Here is a 24,034-nt window from a genome sequence, read left to right on the forward strand (position 1 = left end):
CCCCCCACTGCGGTGGTGCTACTTGCGGCCGGCGTTGATCAGCTCGGCGTGCTCCTGGAGCGACATCACTCCGACCTCGTCGCGCAGCAGCGCGTCCATGCCCTGGACCGCCGCGCCCATGGCCTGGACGGTGGTCAGGCAGGGCACCCCGCGGGAGACCGCCGCGGTGCGGATCTCGTAGCCGTCCAGGCGCCCGCCGGTGCCGTACGGCGTGTTGATGATCAGGTCGACCTCGCCGTCGTGGATCAGCTGGACGATGGTCTTCTCACCGTTCGGGCCCTCGCCCTCGCTGTGCTTGCGCACCAGCGTGGACGGGATGCCGCCACGCTGGAGCACCTCGGCGGTGCCGGCGGTGGCGAGCACCTCGAAGCCGAGGCCGACCAGCGCCCGGGCCGGGAAGACCAGGTTGCGCTTGTCCCGGTTGGCGACGGAGACGAAGACCTTGCCCTTGGTCGGCAGCGCGCCGTACGCGCCGGCCTGGGCCTTGGCGTAGGCGGTGCCGAAGACCTTGTCGATGCCCATGACCTCACCGGTCGAGCGCATCTCCGGGCCGAGCACGGTGTCCACGCCGCGGCCGTGGATGTCGCGGAAGCGGCTCCACGGCATCACGGCCTCCTTGACCGCGATCGGCGCGTCGGCCGGCAGCGTGCCGCCGTCGCCCTCGGCCGGGAGCAGGCCCTCGGCGCGCAGCTCGGCGATGGTGGCGCCGAGCGAGATCCGGGCGGCGGCCTTGGCCAGCGGCACCGCGGTCGCCTTGGAGGTGAACGGGACGGTGCGGGAGGCGCGCGGGTTGGCCTCCAGCACGTAGAGGATGTCCCCGGCCAGCGCGAACTGGATGTTGATCAGGCCGCGGACGCCGACACCGCGCGCGATGGCCTCGGTGGAGGTGCGCAGGCGCTTGATGTCGTAGCCGCCGAGGGTGATCGGGGGCAGCGCGCAGGCGGAGTCGCCGGAGTGGATGCCGGCCTCCTCGATGTGCTCCATGACGCCGCCGAGGTAGAGCTCGGTGCCGTCGTAGAGCGCGTCGACGTCGATCTCCACCGCGTCGTCCAGGAAGCGGTCGATCAGCACCGGGTGCTCGGAGATCAGACCGGCGTGCCGCTCCAGGTAGGAGGCGAGCGAGGCCTCGTCGTAGACGATCTCCATGCCGCGGCCGCCGAGCACGTAGGACGGGCGGGCCAGCACGGGGTAGCCGATCTCGTCGGCGATCGCCTTGGCCTCCGCGAAGGAGAAGGCGGTGCCGTGCTTGGGGGCGGGCAGCCCGGCGTCGCGCAGCACCCGGCCGAAGGCGCCGCGCTCCTCGGCGAGGTCGATCGCCTCGGGCTGGGTGCCGACGATCGGCACACCGTTGTCCTTGAGCGCCTGTGCCAGGCCCAGCGGGGTCTGGCCGCCGAGCTGGACGATCACACCGGCCAGCGGGCCGGCCTGCTGCTCGGCGTGGACGATCTCCAGCACGTCCTCCAGGGTGAGCGGCTCGAAGTAGAGCCGGTCGGAGGTGTCGTAGTCGGTGGAGACGGTCTCCGGGTTGCAGTTGACCATGACGGTCTCGAACCCGGCCTCGGCGAGCGCGAAGGAGGCGTGCACGCAGGAGTAGTCGAACTCGATGCCCTGGCCGATGCGGTTGGGGCCCGAGCCGAGGATGATCACGGCCGGCTTGGTGCGCGGGGCGACCTCGCTCTCCTCGTCGTAGGACGAGTAGAAGTACGGGGTCTTGGCGGCGAACTCAGCGGCGCAGGTGTCGACGGTCTTGAACACCGGGCGGATGCCGAGCGCGTGGCGCACCTCGCGGACGACGTCCGGGCGCAGGCCGCGGATCTCGCCGATCTGCTGGTCGGAGAAGCCGTGCCGCTTGGCGTGGCGCAGCAGCTCGGGGGTGAGCTCGGCGGCCTCCGCCAGCTCTCCGGCGATCTCGTCCAGCAGGAAGAGCTGGTCGACGAACCACGGGTCGATCTTCGTGTACTCGAAGACCTCCTCCGGGGTGGCGCCGGCCCGGATGGCGTCCATCACGGTGTTGATCCGGCCGTCGGTCGGCACGGTGGCCTTGACCAGCAGCTCGGTCTTGTCGCCGAGCGGGCCGGTCCAGCTGAACTGGGAGCCCTTCTTCTCCAGCGAGCGCAGCGCCTTCTGCAGCGCCTCGGGGAAGTTGCGGCCCATGGCCATGGCCTCGCCGACCGACTTCATGGTGGTGGTCAGCGTCGCGTCGGCGCTCGGGAACTTCTCGAACGCGAACCGCGGGACCTTGACCACGACGTAGTCGAGGGTCGGCTCGAAGGAGGCCGGGGTCTGCTCGGTGATGTCGTTGGGGATCTCGTCCAGGGTGTAGCCGACGGCCAGCTTGGCGGCGATCTTGGCGATCGGGAAGCCGGTGGCCTTGGAGGCGAGCGCCGAGGAGCGGGAGACGCGCGGGTTCATCTCGATGACGATGACCCGGCCGTCGACGGGGTTGACGGCGAACTGGATGTTGCAGCCGCCGGTGTCGACGCCGACCTCGCGGATCACGGCGATGCCGATGTCGCGCAGGATCTGGTACTCGCGGTCGGTGAGGGTCATCGCCGGGGCGACGGTGATCGAGTCACCGGTGTGCACGCCCATCGGGTCGAAGTTCTCGATGGAGCAGACGACCACGACGTTGTCGTTCTTGTCGCGCATCAGCTCCAGCTCGTACTCCTTCCAGCCGAGGATGGACTCCTCCAGGAGCACCTCGGTGGTCGGCGAGAGGGCCAGGCCCTGGCCGGCGATGCGGCGCAGGTCCTCCTCGTCGTGGGCGAAGCCGGAGCCGGCGCCGCCCATGGTGAAGGAGGGGCGCACCACGACCGGGTAGCCGCCGAGCGTGTCGACGCCGGCCAGCACCTCGTCCATGGTGTGGCAGATGACCGAGCGGGCGGACTCGCCGTGGCCGATCTTGGCCTTGACGGCCTCGACGACGCCCTTGAACAGCTCGCGGTCCTCGCCCTTGTTGATCGCCACGACGTCGGCGCCGATCAGCTCGACGCCGTACTTCTCCAGCGTGCCGGCGCTGTGCAGCGAGATCGCGGTGTTGAGCGCGGTCTGGCCGCCCAGGGTCGGCAGCAGCGCGTCGGGGCGCTCCTTGGCGATGATCTTCTCGACGAAGTCCGGGGTGATCGGCTCGACGTAGGTGGCGTCGGCGATCTCCGGGTCGGTCATGATCGTGGCCGGGTTGGAGTTGACCAGCACGACCCGCAGGCCCTCGGCCTTGAGGACGCGGCAGGCCTGGGTGCCCGAGTAGTCGAACTCGGCGGCCTGGCCGATGACGATCGGGCCGGAGCCGATCACCAGGACGGACTTGATGTCAGTGCGCTTAGGCACGCTGGCCCTCCATGAGCTTCACGAAGCGGTCGAACAGGTAGGCGGCGTCGTGCGGGCCGGCGGCCGCTTCGGGGTGGTACTGCACGCTGAAGGCGGGGACGTCGAGTGCCTGCAGGCCCTCGACCACGTCGTCGTTGAGGCAGACGTGGGAGACCTCGACCCGCCCGTAGGGGGTGTCGCTCACCTTGTCCAGCGGCGCGTTCACGGCGAAGCCGTGGTTGTGGGCGGTCACCTCGACCTTGCCGGTGGTGCGGTCCTGCACCGGCTGGTTGATGCCGCGGTGGCCGTACTTGAGCTTGTAGGTGCCGAAGCCGAGGGCGCGGCCGAGGATCTGGTTGCCGAAGCAGATCCCGAAGAACGGGGTCGCCCGCTCCAGCACGCCCTGCGCGACGGCGACCTGGTGGTCGGCGGTGGCCGGGTCGCCCGGGCCGTTGGAGAAGAACACGCCGTCGGGGTTGACCGCGTAGACGTCCTCCAGCGTGGAGCCGGCCGGCAGCACGTGCACCTCGATGCCGCGCTCGGCCATCCGCTGCGGGGTCATCGCCTTGATGCCGAGGTCCAGCGCGGCGACGGTGAACTTCTTCTCACCGACGGCGGGCACGATGTAGGGCTCGGTGGTGGCGACCTCGGCGCAGAGGTCGGCGCCCTTCATCTCGGGCGACTGCTGCACCCGGGCGAGCAGGGCGGCCGGGTCGGCCAGCGCCTCGCCGGAGAAGATGCCGCAGCGCATCGCGCCGCGCTCGCGCAGGTGGCGGGTCAGCGCGCGGGTGTCGATGCCCCTGATGCCGACGACGCCCTGGCGGGTCAGCTCCTCGTCCAGCGAGCGGCGGGAGCGCCAGTTGGACGCCACCCGGGCGGGGTCGCGCACGACGTAGCCGGCCACCCAGATCTGCTTGGACTCGTCGTCCTCGTCATTCCAGCCGGTGTTGCCGATCTGCGGCGCGGTCATCACGACCACCTGGCGGTGGTACGACGGGTCGGTGAGGGTCTCCTGGTAGCCGGACATGCCGGTGTTGAAGACCGCCTCGCCGAAGGTCTCGCCGGTGGCGCCGTAGGCCTGGCCGCGGAAGGTCCGGCCGTCCTCCAGGACGAGCACGGCCGGGATGCGCTCCCGCCGTTGGCGCTGCGTGGTGGGGGCAGGTGCGGTCATTGCGCGGCCTCTTCCGTCTTCTTCGTCTTCGTAGTACGTGTTGCGAGCTCGTTGATCGCCTCGACCCAGGCGGCGTGCTCATCGGGGTGGTCGGCCCGGAAGCCGGAGTCCAGCTCGGCGCCCTCGTGGGCCCAGGTGACGACGAGCAGTCCGGAGGGGACGACCTTTCCGGCGATCCCGGAGTCCGTCCGGGCACCGGTGAGGTGCTCGGCCGGGATCCAGAAGTCGACGTCGCCGGGGCGCTGCACCAGCAGGCCGTCCGCGCCGAGGGTGAGGTCGGCCCGGCTGCGGGTCCCCAGGCCGTGCGCGACGACCCGGTCCAGCCAGTTCCCGGCGGTGGTGGTGCCGTGGTACCGGCCGCTGGTCTCCAGGATGGTGCGTCCGGCGCGGGCCGGCACGGCGGGCAGCGGCGGGATCCCGGACTGCAGGGTGCGCCGCCAGTTCCAGCCCTGGCGCATCAGCCAGTAGACCAGGCCGATGATGATCAGCAGCCCGATCGACCAGCCGATGTAGCCCGGCCAGTCGGTGACCTTCGCCTGTTCCCTGGCGAGCGTGGCGTAGCCGGTCACACCAGGCCGCCCTGCTCCGCCAGCTCGCCGGCCAGCACGGTGGCGCGACCGCGCAGGAAGGTGGCGTGCACCCGTCCGGGCAGGTCCATGCCCTTGTAAGGGGTGTTGCGGCTGCGGGTGGCGAAGGTCTCGGGGTTCACGGCACCACGGTACGCGGGATCGAACAGCACCAGGTTCGCGGGCTCACCCACCGAGATCGGCCGGCCGTGGCCGGTGAGACGGCCGATCCGGGCCGGGCGGTGCGACATCCGGTCCGCGACGCCCTCCCAGTTCAGCAGGCCGGTGTCGACCATGGTCTGCTGGACGACCGACAGCGCGGTCTCCAGGCCGACCATGCCCATCGCGGCCACGGCCCACTCGCAGTCCTTGTCCTCGGCCGGGTGCGGCGCGTGGTCGGTGGCGACGGCGTCGATGGTGCCGTCGGCCAGCGCCTTGCGCAGTGCCTGGACGTCCTCGGCGGTGCGCAGCGGCGGGTTCACCTTGTACACCGGGTCGTAGGAGCGGACCAGCTCGTCGGTGAGCAGCAGGTGGTGCGGGGTGACCTCGGCGGTGACGTCCCAGCCCTTGGACTTGGCCCAGCGGACGATCTCGACCGAGCCGGCCGTGGAGAGGTGGCAGACGTGCAGCCGGGAGCCGACGTGCGCGGCGAGCAGCACGTCGCGGGCGATGATCGACTCCTCGGCGACGGCCGGCCAGCCGCCCAGCCCGAGCTCGCCGGAGACCTGGCCCTCGTTCATCTGGGCGCCCTCGGTCAGCCGCGGCTCCTGGGCGTGCTGGGCGACGACGCCGTCGAAGGCCTTGACGTACTCCAGGGCGCGGCGCATCAGCACCGCGTCGTCCACGCACTTGCCGTCGTCGGAGAAGACCCGGACGCCGGCCGCGGACTCGTGCATCGCGCCGAGCTCGGCGAGCTTCTTGCCCTCCAGGCCGACGGTGACGGCGCCGACCGGCTGCACGTCGCAGTAGCCGGCCTCCTGGCCGAGCCGCCAGACCTGCTCGACCACACCGGCGGTGTCGGCCACCGGGGTGGTGTTGGCCATCGCGTGCACGGCGGTGAAGCCGCCCATCGCGGCGGCCTGGGTGCCGGTGAGCACGGTCTCGGCGTCCTCGCGGCCGGGCTCGCGCAGGTGGGTGTGGAGGTCGACCAGGCCGGGCAGGGCGATCATGCCGGTGGCGTCGATCTCGATGTCCGCCTCGACCGCCAGACCGGTGCCGATCGCCTGGACGACACCGTCGGCGAGGTGGAGGTCCTGCGGGGCGCCGCCCAGGATCCTGGCGTTGCGGATCAGGTAGCTGACCATGTTGTCGGTTCGCTCGCTTCGGTCGTTCACTGAGCGGTCTCCACGGAGTCGGTGCGGGGGGCGGCGGGGGCGTCGGCGAGGGTGGCGCCGCCGAGCAGCAGGTACAGGACGGCCATCCGGACGGAGACGCCGTTGGCGACCTGCTCGACCACGGTGCAGCGCGGCGAGTCGGCGACCTCGGCGGTGATCTCCATGCCGCGGACCATCGGGCCGGGGTGCATCACGATGGCGTGCCCGGGCAGCTGGGCCATCCGGATGCCGTTCATGCCGTAGCGGCGGCTGTACTCGCGCTCGGTCGGGAAGAACGCGGCGTTCATCCGCTCGCGCTGCACCCGCAGCATCATCAGCGCGTCGGTCTTGGGCAGCACGCTGTCGAGGTCGTAGCTGACCTCGCAGGGCCAGTTCTCGATGCCGATCGGCAGCAGGGTCGGCGGGGCGACGAAGGTCACCTGGGCGCCGAGGGTGGTCAGCAGGTGCACGTTGGAGCGGGCGACCCGGCTGTGCAGGATGTCGCCGACGATGGTGACCCGGCGCCCGGCCAGGTCGTTGCCGAGGCCGGCGTTGAGGTGGCGGCGCATGGTGAAGGCGTCGAGCAGCGCCTGGGTGGGGTGCTCGTGGGTGCCGTCACCGGCGTTGATCACGCTGCCGTGCAGCCAGTCGGACTGGGCCAGCCGGGCCGGCGCGCCCGAGGCGTGGTGGCGGATGACGACCGCGTCGGCACCCATCGCCTGGAGGGTCAGCGCGGTGTCCTTGAGGCTCTCGCCCTTGGAGACGGACGAGCCCTTGGCGGAGAAGTTGATGACGTCCGCGGACAGTCGCTTCTCCGCGGCCTCGAAAGAGGTCTTGGTGCGGGTGGAGTCCTCGAAGAACAGGTTGACGACGGTGCGGCCGCGCAGCGTGGGGAGCTTCTTGACGGCCCGGCCGGAGAGCTGGGCGAGCTCCTCGGCGGTGTCCAGGATCAGCAGCGCGTCGTCGCGGCTGAGATCGGCGGCGGAGACGAGGTGGCGCTTCACGCGGGCTACTCCGGGAGGTGCGGTTCGGTGGGCTGGGAGGCCAGGGCCTGCGAGCTGCGGGAGGCGTGGTCGCGGTCGCCGACCAGGACGGCGTCCACGCCGTCGGTGTCGGCCAGGCGGACCTGCACGGCCTCGCGCAGCGAGGTGGGGAGGTTCTTGCCCACGTAGTCGGCCCGGATCGGCAGCTCGCGGTGGCCGCGGTCGACCAGGACGGCGAGCTGCACGGCGCGCGGGCGGCCGATGTCGCTCAGCGCGTCGAGCGCGGCGCGGATGGTGCGGCCGGAGAACAGCACGTCGTCGACGAGGATGACGAGCTTGCCGTCGATGCCACCGGGCGGGATCTCGGTGTGCTCCAGGGCGCGGGCGGGCTTCAGCCGCAGGTCGTCCCGGTACATGGTGATGTCCAGGGTGCCCAGCGGGATGTCGCGCCCGGTGATCTGGGCCAGCCGGCCGTGCAGGCGGCGGGCGAGGTGGACGCCCCTGGTGTGGATGCCGAGCAGCACGACGTCCTCCGCGCCCTTGGCGCGCTCGACGATCTCGTGCGCTATCCGGGTGACGACCCGGGCGATGTCCGTGCCGTCCAGCACCTGGTGCGGCGGTCGCGGCGTCTGTTCCTGGTGTGTGGTCATGCCGAAGCGGACCTCCTTCCCCGCCTCACTGGACGGGCCTTAAAGGATGTCTGGGATTCGCCCCCGCCGACCGGGCGCGGGCTTCGGGTCATCCTATCAGCGCGCCGGGAGGCAAACGGACCTCCATCATTCCGCTTCACCGGGTTCATGCACCGGACGCGCCGACGATGCGGGCCATTCGCACGACTGCCCCATTCGGCTTGACGCAACTACTTACTCTACGTAACCTCACAGTGAGTTACGAGACAGGCGTCGAACCCACCGGTAACGACGCCGGCAACGCCCGTGACCCACCACTGAACGCGAAGCAATCTCGTCCGGGGAGATCAATGTCCAGCGACTACGCGAAGCAGCTCGGAGGCAAGCTCCGAGCGATCCGCACTCAGCAGGGGCTCTCCCTGCACGGTGTCGAGGAGAAGTCCCAGGGGCGCTGGAAGGCAGTCGTCGTCGGCTCGTACGAGCGCGGCGACCGTGCGGTCACCGTGCAGCGGCTGGCCGAACTCGCCGAGTTCTACGGCGTGCCGGTGCAGGAGCTCCTGCCCGGCGGCACCCCCGGCGGCGCGGCCGAGCCGCCGCCGCGCCTGGTCCTCGACCTGGAGAGACTGACCCAGGTCCCGTCGGAGAAGGCCGGACCGCTGCAGCGCTACGCTGCGACGATCCAGAGCCAGCGCGGCGACTACAACGGCAAGGTCCTCTCGATCCGCCAGGACGACCTGCGCACGCTGGCCGTGATCTACGACCAGTCGCCGTCGATCCTCACCGAGCAGCTGATCTCCTGGGGCGTACTCAACCCCGACGCGCGCCGGGCGGTGCGCGAGGAGGACGCGAGCTGACGCTCGCCCGCACCCGGTTCCCCCCGCGGGGACCGAGCACTGGCAAGCAGAAACGTCACGGCGCGGTGCCCCGGACCCGGGGTTCCGCGCCTTGGCGTTCCCTGCTGCCACCGGCTCAGCAGACCGTCCCCAGGCTGTAGCCCGGCTGCGCCGCGACCCCGTCCAGCCGCACCGGGCGGGCGGCCGGCGCCCAGTCCGGCCCGCCGCTCGACCAGGCCCAGGCGGCCGGCAGGTACTCCCCGCAGGAGGCCGCCGAGCCCTGCGAGCCGTGCAGCACCGCGACGGCCGGCAGCTCCAGCGCCAGCCCGGCGCAGAGCACGGCGCAGACCAGCTCCAGGTCCTCGTCGTTGATCCGCACCACGCCGTCCTCCCACTGCAGGACCCGGGCCGCCGCGGCCAGCCGCCCGCCCGGCGCGTCCACCCGCAGGCGCAGCTCGTACACTCCGGCGCCCGCGCCGACCAGCATCCGGCGGAAGACCTCGGCGCCGCGCTGGTAGGCGGCCCGCACCCAGCGCGCGTGCTCCTCGTCGATCTCCTCCGCACCCCCGTACAGCCCGCCGTCGAGCAGCAGGTCGGCGTGGCAGAGCGTCAGCCCGTTCTCCCGGGCGCGGACCAGCCGCGGCACGAAGTCCCCCGCCAGTTCCTCGCCCTGGTAGGGCAGCAGCTGGGTCTGCAGCGGCGGGTTGACCAGGTAGCGGTCGCGGGCGGCGGGCTCGGCCGGGTCCAGGCCGTGCAGCAGGCAGAACTCCTCGAAGTCCTGCGGGTGGAACATCCGGGCCCGGACGGTCTCGAACCGCTCCAGCGCGTCCGCCAGCAGCTCGGCGGTGTCGGCCAGGTAGTACTCGTAGTCGGGGGCGTCGCAGACCCCCCGGGCGCGGGCCCGCGCGAAGTCCGCGGCGTTGGTGAGCACCCCGAGGACGACCGCCTGCTCGGTCCCGTCGACCCGCCGCGGCCGGTGCGGCGCCCGGGGCGCGGGGCGCAGGCCGCCGGCCGTGCAGTCGGAGTTGCGGCGGGCGCGGCCCTTGCGGCTGGTCATCGGTGGCTCCTTGCGTCGGCGGGCGGCTGTCGGGTGGTCACGGTCAGCGGCTGGGCTCGCCGCTGACCGTGTTACTCCCCAGTTCCGCGCGCCACACACGTACGGCGTGTCACAGGAATGTAACCACCGGTAATAGGCCGCACGGCGACCTCAGCGCGACGACCTCGGCGCAACAGCCTCAGCGCGGCACCCGGGCCAGCTGGCGGGACTGGGCGACCAGGCGGCCGGCCTCGTCCCAGACCTCGGCGTCCTCCTCGAAGTAGCCGCCGGCCACGTTGCGGGTGGAGTGGACCACCCGCAGCCAGCCCGGTGCGGGCTTGGCCCGCAGGTGGACGGTCAGTTCGACGGTCGGGGCCCAGCCGGGCAGGCCGAGGTCGAAGGTGACCGGCGGCAGCGCGTCGGCGACCAGCAGGAGCAGCAGCGGGTCGGGCTCGCGGCCGTCGGCGAGCCGGAACCAGCCCTGGATCCGGCCGTTGCCGGAGGGCTGGCCGAGCGCCCAGCCGACGGTGGCCGGGTCGAGCCGCAGGTCGAAGCGCTCCAGCAGGGCGGCCTGCTCGATCAGCTGCCTGGGCGCGTGCTCGACGCCGATGCACTGGTCCGGCGGCGGCAGCTGCGGCGGGGTCGCGGTGGTGCGCACCTCGCCGTCGGCGGTGGCGAGGTCGCCGTGACTGGCGACCACGCGCAGGCGTTCGACGCCGTCCTGGCTGAGCGAGGCGGTGCCGGTGGACAGCCCGCGGCCGGTGCGCAGCACCTCGGTGCGGACGGTGGCCGGGCCGGGGGTGGAGGCGGACAGGTAGTAACCACTGATCGACACCGGGTCGGGGTGCTGTCCGTGCTCCAGCGACAGCGCGTGTCCGGCCACGGCGAGCAGCAGCCCGCCGTTGACCCCGCCGCCGACCTGCCAGCCGGCGCCGAGCTCGGCCTCGTAGCGGCCGGCTTCCTCGGGGTGTCTGGTGAGGGCGATGCCCCGGTCGAACTCGCTGCGGGTCGCGGTGGTCATGGGTGTGGCCTGCCCTTCGGGTCGCTGACGGGTTCACCAGCGAAGTTACTGACGAGTAGGCTCCACATTACGCCCCACGGGTGAAACGCGAAACGGCCGCCGGACCCGAAGACATCGGGTCCGACGGCCGTCGGCGGGCATCACCGGCTACCGGCGGATGCTCGGCTTCAGCTCCAGGAAGCGGGCGAGCATGCCGTTGACGAAGGCCGGGGAGTCGTCCGTGGAGAACTCCTTGGCGATCTCGACGGACTCGTCCAGGACGACCGCGTCCGGAACGCCGTCCTCCCAGATCAGCTCGTACGCGCCGAGCCGCAGGACGTTGCGGTCCACGATCGGCATCCGGTCGAGGGTCCAGCCCACCGCGTACTGCTCGATCAGGTCGTCGATGCGACGCGCGTGCTGGACGTACCCCTCGATGAGCTCCATGGTGTACTCGCCCACCTGCGGGGTGCCCTCGTCGGGCTTGGGCTCGCGGGCGCGGGCCACCCAGTCGGCGAGGACCTGCTGCGGGTCGACCCCGCGGTGGTCGGCCTCGAAGAGGATCTGGAAGGCCCGAGTGCGGGCCTTGCTACGTGCGGCCGACACGGACTTACTTCACCCGGCCGAGGTAGCTGCCGTCGCGGGTGTCGACCTTGACCTTCTCGCCGGTGACGACGAAGAGCGGGACCTGGATCTCGGCACCGGTCTCCAGGGTGGCCGGCTTGGTGCCACCGGTGGAGCGGTCGCCCTGGACGCCCGGCTCGGTGTGGGAGATCTCGAGCTCGACGGAGGTCGGGAGCTCGATGTAGAGCACCGCGCCCTCGTTGGTCGCGACGAGGGCCTCGAAGCCCTCCAGCAGGTAGTTGGCGGCGTCACCGACGACGGCCGGCTCGATGGTGAGCTGGTCGTAGGTGTCCATGTCCATGAACACGAAGTTCTCGCCGTCCTTGTACGAGAACTGCATGCCGCGCTTGTCGACGTTGGCGGTCTCGACCTTGGTGCCGGCGTTGAAGGTCTTGTCGACGACCTTGCCCGTCAGGACCTCCTTGAGCTTCGTACGCACGAAGGCCGGGCCCTTGCCGGGCTTGACGTGCTGGAACTCGACGACGGACCAGAGCTTGCCGCCCTCCAGCTTGAGGACCATGCCGTTCTTGAGATCGTTCGTGGAAGCCACGGGCGCACTAACTCCTGGATATAGCTGTCAAGGAACCAAGGGCCGCGTCCTGTCGCCGACGGCCTTCGGGGGCCGCCGTCACAGGGCGAGGAGCTCCTTGGTGGTGATGGTGAGCAGCTCGGGCCCGCCCTCTTCGATGGGGCGCACGACGAGCGTGTCCTCGATCCGGACCCCGCCCTTGCCCGGGAGGTGGACCCCTGGGCCGACGGTGACCGGCACGCGGCTGTCCAGTTTACCCATGTCCGACGGACCGAGGCGCGGCGCCTCCCTGATCTCCAGCCCGATGCCGTGGCCCACCGGGTGCGGAGAGGCCTCGGTGTGGCCGGCAGCTTCCAGGACCTGCCGGGCGACCCGGTCGGGTACGCACTGCTCCACGCCCGGGCCGAGGGCCTCCCGACCGGCCCGTTGGGCGCGGAAGACCAGCCGGTGCAGCTCGACCTGCCAGGGCGCCGGGGCGGCGCCGATCACGAAGGTCCGGGCGGTCGAGACGCCGTAGCCGCGGTACTGGGCGCCCATCACCACGGTGAGGAAGTCGCCCTCCTCCACCCGGCGGTCGGTCGGCTGGTGGGCGGGCTGGCCGGAGTGGCTGCCGGTGCCGACCGACACCGGGAAGGCCGCCCGGTCCGCGCCGTGGTCGATCATCCGGCGCTCCAGCTCCATCGCCAGGTGCCGCTCGGTCCGGCCGACCAGGATCGACTCCAGCAGCTCGCCGAGCGCCTGGTCGGCGATCTCGGCGGCGATCCGCAGGTCCGCGATCTCGTGCTCGTCCTTGACCACCCGCAGCCGCTCCACCACCTGGCCGAGGTCCGCCAGCCGGGCCCCCTCCACCAGTCCCGCGACCGCGCGGTGCCGGGTGACGGTCAGGTCGTGCTCCTCCACCGCCAGCTCCCGCACCCCCAGCCGCCCCGCGGCGGCCGCGGCGGCCAAAGCGGTGTCCGCCCCGGCCGACACCGGCACCTGGGTGACGTCCGCGGCGATCAGGTGCTCCCCCGCATCGTCCGGCGGCAGGTCGTCCGGCAGCGACAGCAGCGCCCGTTCCCCGGTCAGCAGCAAGGTCGCCCCGCAGGGCGCGCAGCCCGTCAGATACCGCACGTTCGCCGCCCGGGTGATCAGCGCCGCATCGGCCCCGGCCGCACTGCAGTGCTCCCTCACCCGCTCCCGCCGCCCCGCGTACGCATCCGCCATGCGTCGAGCCTACGAACCCCCGGCCCGAACCGCCCGCCGAGCACCCCGACGGACGCGCCGACACCCCACTGCGCCCCCCGCGCCCCTCCCGGACCGGAGCGGCGCCCCCACGGCACCGCCCCGGACCACCCTCACCGGGCGGAGCCCACACCCCGCCCGGCGGCAACCGGCCGACGCCCGGGCCCCACAGCCCGCACCCGGCCACCCCGCCGGACAGGCGCTACGGGGTGCCCGGTTCGAGCAGGCCCCGGCGGTAGGCCGGGACGAGGTTCTGCGGGACGAGCATCTCCCGCCCGTTCAGGGTGATCGGGACGAGCCTGGGGGCGGTCGCCTTCCACTGGGCGCGGCGGTGCCGGGTGTTGCTGCGGGAGGTCTTGCGCTTGGGGACTGCCATCGGGGGCTCCTAACGGGTGGTGCCGGAGGCTACGGGAGGAGGGCCGTGTCGTCGAGGCACTCGGCGCCGGCCGCGATCAGCGGGTCGGGTCGGGGCTTCGGCGTCATGGGTCGGGTGCGCATCGGCGCTCCTTCAGTGGACGGGGTCCGATCAGTGGACGGGATCGAGGAGGTCCTGGAAGGCGTCCGGGAGGGCCTTCCAGCCGGGTTCGCCGGCAGCCAGTTCGGAGTCGGTGAGCAGGCAGGAGTCGAGCAGTCCGGTGATGCCGTCGACGTCCAGGCCCTCCGCGGTGAAGCTGAGCTGCTGCACCCGGTCGCCGTGCAGCGGGTGCCAGTCGAGGGCGGCGGCGGCGCGCCGGGCCGGCGGGTAGAGGTCCCAGGCCGCGTCGGGCAGGGAGGTGAGCCACGGCCCGCACTCCTCGACCGCGAGGTTGGCCCCGGCCGCGTCCCAGGCGAGCATCAGGTCGGGCCGGTTGGCGAGCCAGAACCGGCCGCGGCTGCGCTGGGCGGCCGGGACGAGCAGTTCGAGGGCCCGGTGCAGCCGTTCCGGGTGCAGGGGGCGGCGGCGTTCCCAGACCAGGGTGGTCACCCCGGCCTCGTCGCTTTCCTGGGGGAGCAGCGCGATCGCCGGGTTGACGCGGTCGCGGGCGGCGGCCACGTCGAAGCCGCCGAGGGCGGCCCGGGTGAGCGCGCCGGTGCCGAGCCGCACCACCCGGGCCGTCGGGTGGAGCTGGCGCAGCAGGGCGAGCCCCGGCGCGTGCGCCGTGGCTCGCGGCACGGCGAGGGTGGTGGCGTACTCGACCTGGTGGGCGAGCGCCTCGGCGCGGGTGCGCTCGTCCCGGTCGGCGGTGTGCTCACCGTGCTCCACCAGCTCGTCGGAGACGGAGAGTTCGCCGATCAGCCGGTCCGGGTCGACGGCGGTGACCACGCCCGCGAGCTCGATCGCGCTCTCCACGGGCCGGCCGTCCACCTCGGCCCCGGCGAGCACCTCGACGGCGGGGTGCGGGTCGCTGCCGCCCCAGAGTTCCACCACCGCGAGCCCGTACCGGCCCCCGTCGGCGAGGGCCAGCAGCCGGGGCAGCAGGTCCTCGCGCAGGGCGCAGCAGGCGCAGTCGTTCACCAGCGGGACCGAGTCGGTGTCGAACGCCCCGCCCGCGTCGCGCAGTTCGCGGTGGACGAGGCCCTGCGAGGCGTCCCGCAGGTCGTGCCGCAGCACCACGGCGTCCACCGCGCCTGCCGTCAACTCCTGGACGGCGGCCCGCCGTTCGTCCTGGTGCAGCCCGGCGACCACCACCACCGGGAGCCTGGTCCCGTCCATGCCGCTCACCAACTCGCCTTGCGGACGCCCGGCAGATGTCCGGCGTGGGCGTGGACGCGCAGGTTGACCCGGGAGAGGCCGAAGGCGCGCAGGTAGCCGCGGGGCCGGCCGTCGACGGCGTCGCGGTTGCGGACCCTGGTGGCGCTCGCGTCGCGGGGCTGTCGGGCGAGTTCGGCCTGGGCGGCGGCGCGCTCGGCGGGGGCGGTGCCGGGGTGGGCGATGATCCGCTTGAGTTCGGCCCGGCGCTCGGCGTAGCGGGCGACGACGACGCGGCGCTGCTCGTTCTTGGCGATCTTGCTCTGCTTGGCCATCAGACCTTCCCCCCTCGGGCGCGGATGCGGGCGACGGCGGCCTCGACGCCGATCGTGTCGACGGTCTTGATCCCCTTGGCGCTCAGTACGAGCCGGACATAGCGGCCCTCGCTGGGCAGCCAGTAGCGCTTGCGCTGGATGTTGGGGTCGAAGCGGCGCGGGGTGCGGCGGTGCGAGTGCGAGATCGCGTTGCCGAAGCCGGGCCGACGGCCGGTGAGCCGGCAGTGGGCGGACATGGGTGCTCCCTGGCGTCCGGGAATGGGCAGGACGGAGGTCACGTTACACCAGATGAAAATGACATCCATTTCGATGTACGGTTTCGACCCAGCCCCGCGAACCCCGCACCCCGAGGCCCCAGGAGGACGCCCGATGGCCCGCAGCGAACTGCGCCCCGTGATCAAACTCCGCTCCACCGCCGGCACCGGCTACACGTACGTGACCCGCAAGAACCGCCGGAACGACCCGGACCGGATGGTCCTGCGCAAGTACGACCCGGTCGCGGGCCGACACGTCGACTTCCGCGAAGAGCGCTGACACCCAGCCCAGGAGGAGCCCCGCCATGAAGCCCGGAATCCACCCCGCCTACCGCCCGGTCGTCTTCCGCGACAAGGTCGGCGACCTCGCCTTCCTGACCCGGTCGACCGCCACCAGCGACCGCACGGTCGAGTGGGAGGACGGCAACACCTACCCGGTGATCGACGTCGAGATCTCCTCGGCGAGCCACCCCTTCTACACCGGCCAGTCCCGGGTGCTCGACACCGCCGGCCGGGTCGAGCAGTTCCGCCGCCGGTACGGCGACCGGCACTGACCGCGCACGAGAGCGGCGCCCCCTTCCCCAGGGGGCGCCGCTCTCGGCACGTGTGCGCAGGAGGCCCTCAGCGCGGCGACGGCACCGACACCGACACCGCCGGCCTGCTGCCCGCGCTGCGCTCCCGACCTCCGCTGCTCACCGGCGCCGGGCTCGCCGTGGCGGGCACGCCGCTGCTCGCGGCGGCGTGAGCCCGTTCGCTACTGCTTCGCGGGCGTCCAGCGCTTCTCGACGCCCGCCAGCTTCCAGTACGCGATGGCGATCGCCCACACCACCACGAACAGCCCGGCGATCGCGTAGCCCACGTTGTCCAGCGAGATGTCCGCGATGAACCCGGTCACCGGGTCGGTCAGGTCGAGCTTCTCGTGCAGCACGCCGACCAGCTCGATGGTGCCGATGATGAAGGCCACCGCGATCGACAACCCAGTGATGGTCAGGTTGTAGTACACCTTGCGCACCGGGTTGGAGAAGGCCCACTGGTACGCGAAGTTCATGAACGTCCCGTCCAGGGTGTCGAACAGGCTCATTCCGGCCGCGAACAGCAGCGGCAGGCAGATGATCGCGTACCAGGGCAGCCCGGCCGCCGCGCCCGAACCGGCCATCACCATCAGGGTGACCTCGGTCGCGGTGTCGAAGCCCAGGCCCAGCACCATGCCGACCGGGAACATCTGCCCGGGCCGGGTGATCGAGCGGGTCGCCCGGTTCAGGATCCGGGCCATGAAGCCCCGGGAGTTGAGGTGCTCCTCCAGCTCCGCCTCGTCGTACCGCCCGGCCCGCATCGAGCGGAACACCTTGAGGATGCCGAGCAGCGCTGCCAGGTTGAGCGCGCCGATCAGGTACAGGAAGGCGCCGGAGGCCGTGGTGCCGACCACCCCGAGCCACTTGTGGGTGGCCGAGTCGTCATCCATCAGCGTGTTCGCCAGCTGGGCGCCGCCCGCCACCAGGGCGGCCATGATGACCACCATCGAGGAGTGGCCGAGGGCGAACCAGAAGCCGACCGAGACCGGCCGCTTGCCGTCCGCCATCAGCTTGCGGGTGGTGTTGTCGATCACCGCGATGTGGTCGGCGTCGAAGGCGTGCCGCATGCCGAGGGTGTAGGCGGTGATGCCCAGGCCCACCCCGAAGACCTGGGTGCCGACGGCGTAGTTGTGGGGCGCCACCAGGAAGAAGAGGGTCCCGAAGGCCACCACGTGCATGGCCAGGATCACCCCCATCAGCCCGGCGGTACGGACGGTGTCCTCGCGCTTCCACCGGAAGGTGGGCAGTACGGAGGGGGCGGCGCCGGCCTCGGCGGGCGCGGCGGTTTCGGGCAGGGTCATCTTCGGATCACGCTCCAGCACCTCGTGGAATGACTTCGTGAGATGCCGTGGCCGGTCTCCTGGCTTACGGGGCTTCCGGGCCCGCCTTCCCAAGCGCACGAAGCGCCCAGTGGCATGTGGGTCCGGACTTCTCTCCCCCGATCACAGTGGCGAGGGCCGCTCCGGAACAGGACCCGTTGAGGGTCCGTCACCGGTATTCCCGAGCACCACGGCGGGGAACACCGTAGGGGCAGGGCACCACCCTCGCAAGGTTGCGCACCTGTGCAGGTGTCCAGGATCACAGGTCGTGAGCTGCCAGAATGTCCGCATGCATCTCGTACCGGCCGACCGCGCGGGCCACCGCACCATCGACGGGCACCGGGTCTGCGAGGCCATCGCCGCCATCGGGGACACCGTCCACGTCCGCTCCTGGGCCGAGCGGTTCTCCCTGCTCGCCGACCCCGGACGGCTCGCCCTGCTGCTCGCCCTGCACCGGGCCGGCCCGCTCGCCGTCAGCGACCTGGCGGTCGCCACCGGCATGCGCGACCCCGCCGTCTCCCAGGCACTGCGGCTGCTCCGCACGGCCGGCGTGGTCACCGGGGACAAGGACGGACGCGTGGTGCGCTACCGGCTCGTGGACGACGCCCTGCGCCCCCTCCTCGACGAGTGCGCCGCCGCCGAGCACGAGGAGCCCCACGAGGAGCCGACCGCGGCGGCGGGCTGACCACGGCAGCGGACCGGCCCCGACGACGGACTGACCGACACTCGGCAAACCGCGCCACGGGCGCAGCCGGATGAGTACGATCACGATGTGCCGTCCCACCCCCACGTCTGGCCCGCCGACCGCTGGAACACCCGCCCGGTCAAGGCCCGCGTGCTGGCGGTCGCCCGCACCCTCACCTCGGCGACCCGGGTCCTGGACGTCCTCGCCCTGCTCGACCCCGACGGCATCGAGCACTACTTCACCGTCAACCCCGGCTCCGCCTTCGCCGACCGTGCCCTGGACGACTACCTCCGCGGCCTGCCCGGCTACACCGTGCTGGACTGGGAGGACGCCGTCCTCCGCCGCTTCGACCTGGCGGTCTCCTGTGCCGTCCACGCCTCCATGCACCGGCTGGACGCCCGTCTGGTCGTCCTCCCGCACGGCGCCGGCTACAACCGCCTGGTCACCGAGTCCACCGGCGACGCGGTCAGCTCCGCCGGCCTCTCGCGCAACGAACTCACCCACCGCGGACGGGTGTTCGTCGACGTCCTCGGCCTCTCCCACCCCGAGCAGCTGGACCGGCTCAGGGCCTCCTGTCCCGAGGCGCTGGACGTCGCCCGGGTCGTCGGCGACCCGTGCTTCGACCGGATGCTGCGCAGCCGACGCTCCCGCGACGGCTACCGCGCCGCGCTCGGCGCCGTCGACGGCCGCCGGCTCGTCGTCGTCGACTCCACCTGGAGCGAGCACTCGTTATTCGGCCGCCACCATGACCTGCCGCAGCGACTGGTCCGCCAACTGCCCGCCGACGAGTACACGGTGGCCGTCGTGCTGCACCCGAACATCTGGAGCCGGCACAACCCCGTGGCCCTGCTCGACGACGCCCTGCGGATGGGCCTGCGCCTCGTCCCGCCCCACCAGGGCTGGCAGGCCGCGCTGGTCGCCGCCGATGTCCTGATCGGCGACCACGGCTCGGTCTCCGTCTACGGCGCCGCCCTGAAACACCCCACGATGATCGTCGCCACCGGCGCCGCCGAACTCGACCCGCGCTCCCCCGGCTACGCCTTCGGCCAGACCGCACCCCTGCTCGACCCCGACGGCGACCTCGCCGCCCAGCTCGAACTCGCCCTGACCCAGGCCTCGGACGACCGCACCGACCTGACCGACATCACCGACCGCTCGCTCGCCCACCACGGCGAATCCGCCCGGCTGCTGCGCCCGCTGCTCTACTCCTTCCTCGACGGCCTCGACGAACCCGCCCACGAACCGGTCCTCCGGCCCTATCCCAAGCCCGTGCCCACCTCTGGAGTCGGCGACGGGCCCACCGCGTACGACGTCGAGGGCAAGAGCGAGGGGACCGAGGTCAGCCTGCGCCGCTACCCCTTCCAATTCCAACCCGGGGGCCACACGCCACGCGGGTTCCACGCGCTCACCGACGACCACCCCGACGACGAGCTGCGGTACACCGCCGAAGTCCTCGCCCGCACCGAGCCGCACGCCGAACGCCCCGCCGTCGACTGGCTCGCCGACATCGCCCTCGAACTGCCCGGCCTCGCCGTCACGGTGGCCGCCCTGGGCCCCGCCCTCCACCTGCTCCGGCTGCACAACGGCCTGCTGCTCGAAGCCCACGCCGAACGGGACCGCGGCCGCCCCGCCCCCAGCCTCGACCCGCTGCTGCTCGGCTCGGCACTCGCCTGCTGGCTCGCCGACGGCGGCGACCCGGCCGGCCTGCCCGAGCACGGCCTCACCATCCGCACCGGCGAGCACCGCACCCGGGTCTCGTTCACCACCGGTCCCTAGAAGTGCTTTGCCAGCTCCCGCAGCCGCGCCCGGCTGCGCTCGGCCAGCTCCGGGTCGTCCGACTCCTCGGCGAGCGCGACCAGCAGGGTGTGCGCCTGGACCTCCTTGGGGTACGCCTTCCGTTCCCGGGCCCTCCGCACACACTCCTCGGCCCGCTCGACCGCCGAGTCGAGCTGCCCCAGGGCCCGGTGGGCCCGGGCGTGCACCAGCGGCAGCTTCATCAGCATGTCGTCGTCCCCGGTGGCCTCGGCCTGCGCGGCAGCCCCGTCCAGCACAGTCAGCGCTTCGTCCGGGCGGCTGTCGGCGATCAGCGCCTGCGCCACGTTGTAGCTCTGCACGATCACGCCGTGCGGGTCGCCCCGGTTCTCCTCCAGGGCCAGCGCGAACCGCTCCACCGCCCGGCCCGGACGGCCGTCGGCCAGACAGAGCAAGCCGTCCGTCTCGAGCAGCACCCCCGCCACCTGGCGGTTGGCCACCAGCGGCAGCTGCTCCGCTGCCCGCGCCAACTGCTCGGCGGCAAGCGGGTACTCCTTGCGCTCGTAGTGGGCGCGGGCCAGTTGGTTGCGCATCCGTACCACGGCGTCCGGCTGGTTGTCCCAGTGCGCCGACTCGACACCGAGCCGGTGGGTGGCGATCCAGTCCTGGTAGAGCTTGCGGTTGTGGTACAGCGGCCAGAGCGACTCGCAGAGACGCCACACCTCGCCGTGCCAGCCCTGCTCGGCCGCCGCCTCCACCACCGCTCGCAGATTGGCCCGCTCGGCGTGCAGCCACTCCAGCGCGGCAGCACTGGACGGGAAGCCGGGCAGCCCGTCGCCGCTCGGGTCCTGCAACCGCAGCCGGGGCCCCATCGCCCGGTCCGCCCGCGAGGCTCGGCCCCGGAAGTACGCCACCACGCGGGCGAGCAGTTCGGCCCGGTCCGGCAGTTCCCGGGCCCGGCCGTAGGCGTGCAGGCGCACCACGTCGTGGGCGCGGAAGCGCTTCTCGGACTTGTCGTCGTCCACCACCTCGTCCAGCAGGTGGGTGGCGCGCAGCTCCGACAGCACCCGCGCGGCCTGCTCGATGCCCGCCGCTTGCGCGAGTCCGGCCGACAGGAACGGGCCGGGGTGCACGCCGATCAGGTGGTACAGCGCCCTGCTCTGCGGCAGCAGCCGCTCGTACACCGCGTCGTACGTCGCGCCGAGGTCGCCGTCCTCGTCGTTCAGCATGGCCAACCTGCCCTCCCGGTCGTGGAGTTCGGCCACCACCTCACCGATCGGCAGGTTCTCGTGGTCCAGCAGCTGGCTCCCGACCACGCTGAGCGCGAGCGGAAGCCCGCCGCACAGCTCGACCAGCGCCGACAGCTCCTCCTCGGTACCGTGCTCCGAGCCCGGCCAGGTCCGCACCAGCTCGGCGCCGGCCTCCGGGCTCAGCGGTCCGAGCTGCCGCACGTCGGCACCGTCCATCCGCAGCGCGGGCAGCCGCCGCCGGCTCGCGACCACCACCAGCCCGCCGGACGGGAGCAGCGCCCGGACCTCGGCGGCGTGCTCCACGTTGTCCAGGAAGAACAGGCACCGGCGCCCGGCGGTGACCGTACGGAACTCGGTGAAGCGCTCGGCCTCCACCACAGGGGGCTCCGCGCCGAGTGCGCGCAGGAAGCCCGCCAGCAGCTCCGGCAGATCCACCCCGCCCTGGTGGCGGTAGGCCTGGAGGTCCGCGTAGAGGTCCCCGTCCGGGAAACGCGACCGGTGCTTCTCGGTGAACCTGGCGATCAGTTCGGTCTTCCCGACCCCGCCGAGGCCGGTGAACACCACCACACCGAGCCCACCCGCCTCGACCCGGCCCAAGGCTGCTGTCAGCGCGGCGAGTTCCGGCTCACGGTTGACGAACGGGCCGTGCGGCCGCCGGACCTGATGCGGTCTCGGCAGCTCCTCGGGCTGGTGGAGGTGCACCGAGCCGATGTGGTCCGCCTGCACCAGGTGGCCGCCCACCGTGGTGCCTGACACGGTGTTGGCCACGTCCCGCCGCTCCATCAGCCTGCTCCCTCCGGCCGGTCGGCCCCAGCCTACGGGCTGCGCGCCGGGCCGACGGCCGGATTCCCGCCTCAGGCCGCCTGGCAGGTCGGGCACCAGAACAGGTTGCGCGCCGCGTGCTCCTCCGTACGCACCTCCGTGCCGCAGACCAGGCAGGGCATCGCTGCCCGGCGGTAGACGTACACCTCGCCGCCGTGGTCGTCCACCCGGGGCGGGCGGCCCATCGCCTCGGGGGTGTGCTCGGGGCGGACGGTGTCGATCCGGCCGGCGGCAACGCCCTCGTGCATCAGGGCGACCAGGTCGGCCCAGATCGCGTCCCACTCACGGCGGGTGAGGTCGCGGCCGGCCCGGTGCGGGTCGATGTGGTGGCGGAACAGCACCTCGGCGCGGTACACGTTGCCGACCCCGGCCAGCACCTTCTGGTCCATCAGCAGCGCGGCGACGGTCGTGCGGCTGCCCGATATCCGGCGCCAGGCGGCCTCCGGGTCGGCGTCAGGGCGCAGCGGGTCGGGGCCCAGGCGGGCGGCGACGGCGGCCTTCTCGGCCTCGGTGACCAGCGCGCAGGTGTTGGGACCGCGGAGGTCCGCGTAGCCGTCGTCGTTGGCCAGCCGCAGCCGGACCAGTCCGACGGGCTCGGGCGCGGGGCCGGTGCCGAAGGTGAAGCCGCCGTAGAGGCCGAGGTGGATGTGCACCCAGCCGCCCTCCTCGAAGCCGAGGAAGAGGTGCTTGCCGGTGGCCTCCGCGCCGGTGAGCAGCTGCCCGTCGAGCGCCTTGGCCTCGTCGGCGAAGCGGCCCTGCGGGCTGGAGACCTGCACCGGGCGGCCGCCGAAGGCCTTCCGGTTCTGGCCGGCGAGGCGGTGGATGATGTGGCCTTCCGGCACGGGCGTCAGCTCCCCGGGTGGTTCTGGCGGGACCGGTCCATCATCTCAGCCGCCCCCGACAGCCCGACGAATCGCCTGGTCGATGGGGTCGGGCGGGTCAGCGGACCGGCATGCCCATCAGCCGGGCCAGGATGACGCGGTCCAGCTCGGCGGCCGTACCGGCGACGTCCAGGTAGGAGTTGTCGATGATCGGCAGCCCGGAGTTGTACCAGCCCGCCATCCGCCCGTGGATGCGCGCGACCTCCTCGTCGCCGAGCCTCCTGGTCCCGCCGCGACGGGCGTTGCGGCGCAGCACCGAGTCCAGGCTGGGCAGCAGCACCACCGGGATCATGCCCGGGCCGATGTGCCGCTTCCAGCCGCCGAGGCCGATCGCCGGGCGGTCGGGGAAGACGGCGTCGTCGATGATGCAGGAGATGCCGTTGGCCAGGTAGTTGCGGCAGGCGAAGCCGCAGGTACGGCGGGCCAGCCGGTACTGGGCCTCGGAGGCGTTGTTCCAGCCGGCCTGCGGGTTGGCGAAGCCGGCCTGGACCCACTCGCGGACGTCGTCCAGGCTGATGTGCGCGGTCGGGGTGCCCCGGCGCTCGGCCCAGTACCGGGCGACGGTGGTCTTGCCCGCTCCGGCCGGCCCGATCAGCAGGACGGCGATGGGGCCGGCGGGCGCATGCCGCTGCGACGGGTGGGCGGGGAGCTGGACGGGCGTGCCGGCGGGCAGTACGAAGTGCCCGGTCCCCCCGGCCGGGACGGGGGCGCCGGGCGCGGGCGGCGGCGCGGCCTGCACGGGTGCGGGAGCCGGGGCCGGAGCGACGACGGCGCCCGGGGCCGGAGCGACGACGGTGGCTGGGGCCGGCCTGGGCACGGGCGGCGGCGCGGCGACCGGAACCGGTGCCACGACAGGAACCGCTCCAGGAGCAGCAACAGAAACAGGGACAGCCGCCGGAGCCGGAGCGACCGGCGGCAGCGGAACCGGCGCCCCCGCCTGGGGCACCCCCGCGCCGCCCCCCGGCGGCACCGGCGGAGCGGCGGGACGCGGCGGGACCTGCCCGCCTCCGGCGTACTGCGTCACGGCACCTCCCGACACCTCTCAGCGGGGACATTACACGGCAGCCCGGCAGCGGGCACAGTCCGCCGCCGGGCTCCCGGCCGCCCCCGGCTCCCCCGGTCACGGCCGGTTTCAGCTCAGGTCGACCCGCGGTCGACTCGCGTCAACTCAGGTCAACCGTCGGCCAACCCCCGCCCATCCCACGGTCAACTCACGCCAACTCAGCTCGGTTCCCGTCACAGGTGATCAGCCACCGCCGACGAAGCCGCGCGGACCCGTCC

The 24,034-nt window shown here is 72.7% G+C and carries 25 protein-coding genes and 1 riboswitch; of the genes, 6 read left to right on the forward strand and 19 right to left on the reverse strand.

All coding sequences use genetic code 11. The annotated features are described in order from the left end of the window. Nucleotides 1-18: 18 nt before the first annotated feature. From carB to pyrR, 6 genes are read right to left on the reverse strand one after another with little or no spacing between them, the layout of a single operon-like run. The gene (carB, locus tag ABTY61_RS32090) at nucleotides 19-3,327 is read right to left on the reverse strand and encodes a carbamoyl-phosphate synthase large subunit (RefSeq protein WP_350508639.1); all 3,309 of its coding nucleotides are present in this window, start codon (nucleotides 3,325-3,327) and stop codon (nucleotides 19-21) included. Beyond that, a complete protein-coding gene (gene carA / locus ABTY61_RS32095; protein ID WP_350508640.1) occupies nucleotides 3,320-4,477 on the reverse strand; it encodes a glutamine-hydrolyzing carbamoyl-phosphate synthase small subunit in 1,158 nt (385 codons plus the stop codon). Before carA ends, carB begins: the two co-directional genes overlap by 8 nt. Beyond that, on the reverse strand, nucleotides 4,474-5,046 hold the full coding sequence (locus tag ABTY61_RS32100; RefSeq protein WP_350508641.1) for a PH-like domain-containing protein: 573 nt from the start codon (nucleotides 5,044-5,046) through the stop codon (nucleotides 4,474-4,476). Before ABTY61_RS32100 ends, carA begins: the two co-directional genes overlap by 4 nt. Next, nucleotides 5,043-6,347: a dihydroorotase gene (locus tag ABTY61_RS32105; RefSeq protein ID WP_350508669.1), complete on the reverse strand. Its 1,305-nt coding sequence runs from the start codon at nucleotides 6,345-6,347 to the stop codon at nucleotides 5,043-5,045. The genes ABTY61_RS32100 and ABTY61_RS32105 overlap by 4 nt, the downstream gene beginning before the upstream one ends. 26 nt (nucleotides 6,348-6,373) lie before the next feature. Next, complete coding sequence (locus tag ABTY61_RS32110) at nucleotides 6,374-7,360, reverse strand: aspartate carbamoyltransferase catalytic subunit (RefSeq protein ID WP_350508642.1); 987 nt, start codon at nucleotides 7,358-7,360, stop codon at nucleotides 6,374-6,376. 5 nt (nucleotides 7,361-7,365) lie between these two features. Beyond that, nucleotides 7,366-7,989 (reverse strand): bifunctional pyr operon transcriptional regulator/uracil phosphoribosyltransferase PyrR, encoded by a 624-nt coding sequence (pyrR, locus tag ABTY61_RS32115; RefSeq protein WP_350508643.1) that lies wholly within the window; start codon nucleotides 7,987-7,989, stop codon nucleotides 7,366-7,368. Between the two features lie 329 nt (nucleotides 7,990-8,318). Here pyrR and bldD point away from each other — a divergent pair, with 329 nt between their 5' ends. Continuing rightward, nucleotides 8,319-8,822 carry a transcriptional regulator BldD gene (bldD, locus tag ABTY61_RS32120; protein ID WP_030056198.1) on the forward strand — a complete coding sequence of 168 codons (504 nt, stop codon included), beginning with the start codon at nucleotides 8,319-8,321 and terminating at the stop codon, nucleotides 8,820-8,822. Between the two features lie 115 nt (nucleotides 8,823-8,937). Here the strand turns inward: bldD and ABTY61_RS32125 are convergent, their stop codons facing one another. From ABTY61_RS32125 to rpmB, 9 genes are all read right to left on the reverse strand, one after another. After that, nucleotides 8,938-9,858 (reverse strand): DUF8829 domain-containing protein, encoded by a 921-nt coding sequence (locus tag ABTY61_RS32125; RefSeq protein WP_350508644.1) that lies wholly within the window; start codon nucleotides 9,856-9,858, stop codon nucleotides 8,938-8,940. A 178-nt stretch (nucleotides 9,859-10,036) separates the two neighbouring features. Then, nucleotides 10,037-10,858, reverse strand: a complete 822-nt coding sequence (locus ABTY61_RS32130; RefSeq protein WP_350508645.1) for a thioesterase family protein — start codon at nucleotides 10,856-10,858, stop codon at nucleotides 10,037-10,039. Nucleotides 10,859-11,005: 147 nt separating this feature from the next. Further along, on the reverse strand, nucleotides 11,006-11,443 hold the full coding sequence (gene nusB / locus ABTY61_RS32135) for a transcription antitermination factor NusB (RefSeq protein WP_350508646.1): 438 nt from the start codon (nucleotides 11,441-11,443) through the stop codon (nucleotides 11,006-11,008). Between the two features lie 4 nt (nucleotides 11,444-11,447). Next, nucleotides 11,448-12,011, reverse strand: coding sequence for an elongation factor P (gene efp / locus ABTY61_RS32140; protein ID WP_350508647.1), 564 nt, complete (start codon nucleotides 12,009-12,011; stop codon nucleotides 11,448-11,450). Nucleotides 12,012-12,089: 78 nt separating this feature from the next. Further along, complete coding sequence (locus ABTY61_RS32145; protein WP_350508648.1) at nucleotides 12,090-13,196, reverse strand: M24 family metallopeptidase; 1,107 nt, start codon at nucleotides 13,194-13,196, stop codon at nucleotides 12,090-12,092. A gap of 220 nt (nucleotides 13,197-13,416) precedes the next feature. Continuing rightward, complete coding sequence (rpmF, locus tag ABTY61_RS32150; protein ID WP_350508649.1) at nucleotides 13,417-13,590, reverse strand: 50S ribosomal protein L32; 174 nt, start codon at nucleotides 13,588-13,590, stop codon at nucleotides 13,417-13,419. 150 nt (nucleotides 13,591-13,740) lie between these two features. After that, entirely contained in the window at nucleotides 13,741-14,907 is a 1,167-nt protein-coding gene (locus ABTY61_RS32155) for a CobW family GTP-binding protein (protein ID WP_350508650.1), read from the reverse strand. A 5-nt stretch (nucleotides 14,908-14,912) separates the two neighbouring features. Beyond that, complete coding sequence (rpsN, locus tag ABTY61_RS32160; RefSeq protein ID WP_350508651.1) at nucleotides 14,913-15,218, reverse strand: 30S ribosomal protein S14; 306 nt, start codon at nucleotides 15,216-15,218, stop codon at nucleotides 14,913-14,915. Then, nucleotides 15,218-15,454: a 50S ribosomal protein L28 gene (gene rpmB, locus ABTY61_RS32165; RefSeq protein ID WP_350508652.1), complete on the reverse strand. Its 237-nt coding sequence runs from the start codon at nucleotides 15,452-15,454 to the stop codon at nucleotides 15,218-15,220. Before rpmB ends, rpsN begins: the two co-directional genes overlap by 1 nt. Before the next feature lie 133 nt (nucleotides 15,455-15,587). Between rpmB and rpmG the strand changes: the two genes are divergently transcribed. Genes rpmG through ABTY61_RS32180 form a run of 3 tightly spaced genes read left to right on the forward strand, consistent with a single transcriptional unit; the run spans nucleotide 15,588 to nucleotide 16,217 of the window. After that, entirely contained in the window at nucleotides 15,588-15,752 is a 165-nt protein-coding gene (rpmG, locus tag ABTY61_RS32170; protein WP_350508653.1) for a 50S ribosomal protein L33, read from the forward strand. A gap of 25 nt (nucleotides 15,753-15,777) precedes the next feature. After that, nucleotides 15,778-16,026, forward strand: a complete 249-nt coding sequence (locus ABTY61_RS32175) for a type B 50S ribosomal protein L31 (protein WP_350508654.1) — start codon at nucleotides 15,778-15,780, stop codon at nucleotides 16,024-16,026. A 50-nt stretch (nucleotides 16,027-16,076) separates the two neighbouring features. Continuing rightward, nucleotides 16,077-16,217: a hypothetical protein gene (locus tag ABTY61_RS32180; protein ID WP_350508655.1), complete on the forward strand. Its 141-nt coding sequence runs from the start codon at nucleotides 16,077-16,079 to the stop codon at nucleotides 16,215-16,217. Nucleotides 16,218-16,226: 9 nt separating this feature from the next. Here ABTY61_RS32180 and nicT read toward each other — a convergent pair whose 3' ends face one another. Beyond that, entirely contained in the window at nucleotides 16,227-17,345 is a 1,119-nt protein-coding gene (gene nicT, locus ABTY61_RS32185; RefSeq protein ID WP_350508656.1) for a Nickel transporter NicT, read from the reverse strand. A 32-nt stretch (nucleotides 17,346-17,377) separates the two neighbouring features. Beyond that, nucleotides 17,378-17,571: riboswitch (cobalamin riboswitch) on the reverse strand. Nucleotides 17,572-17,652: 81 nt separating this feature from the next. On the opposite strand from nicT, the gene ABTY61_RS32190 reads away from it, so the two are divergent. Both ABTY61_RS32190 and ABTY61_RS32195 read left to right on the forward strand, forming a co-directional pair. Further along, nucleotides 17,653-18,048, forward strand: coding sequence for an ArsR/SmtB family transcription factor (locus ABTY61_RS32190; protein ID WP_350508657.1), 396 nt, complete (start codon nucleotides 17,653-17,655; stop codon nucleotides 18,046-18,048). Nucleotides 18,049-18,135: 87 nt separating this feature from the next. Continuing rightward, complete coding sequence (locus ABTY61_RS32195) at nucleotides 18,136-19,824, forward strand: hypothetical protein (protein WP_350508658.1); 1,689 nt, start codon at nucleotides 18,136-18,138, stop codon at nucleotides 19,822-19,824. On the opposite strand, the gene ABTY61_RS32200 is transcribed toward ABTY61_RS32195, so the two are convergent. The 3 genes from ABTY61_RS32200 to ABTY61_RS32210 form a co-directional block, all read right to left on the reverse strand. Beyond that, on the reverse strand, nucleotides 19,821-21,833 hold the full coding sequence (locus tag ABTY61_RS32200; RefSeq protein WP_350508659.1) for an AAA family ATPase: 2,013 nt from the start codon (nucleotides 21,831-21,833) through the stop codon (nucleotides 19,821-19,823). The genes ABTY61_RS32195 and ABTY61_RS32200 overlap by 4 nt on opposite strands. Before the next feature lie 71 nt (nucleotides 21,834-21,904). Then, the gene (locus ABTY61_RS32205; RefSeq protein ID WP_350508660.1) at nucleotides 21,905-22,714 is read right to left on the reverse strand and encodes an Fpg/Nei family DNA glycosylase; all 810 of its coding nucleotides are present in this window, start codon (nucleotides 22,712-22,714) and stop codon (nucleotides 21,905-21,907) included. Nucleotides 22,715-22,811: 97 nt separating this feature from the next. Then, nucleotides 22,812-23,777, reverse strand: coding sequence for an AAA family ATPase (locus ABTY61_RS32210; protein WP_502895465.1), 966 nt, complete (start codon nucleotides 23,775-23,777; stop codon nucleotides 22,812-22,814). Between the last annotated feature and the right edge of the window lie 257 nt (nucleotides 23,778-24,034).

The sequence above is a fragment of the Kitasatospora sp. NPDC096128 genome (assembly GCF_040303105.1).
In the GTDB taxonomy this organism is placed as follows: domain Bacteria; phylum Actinomycetota; class Actinomycetes; order Streptomycetales; family Streptomycetaceae; genus Kitasatospora.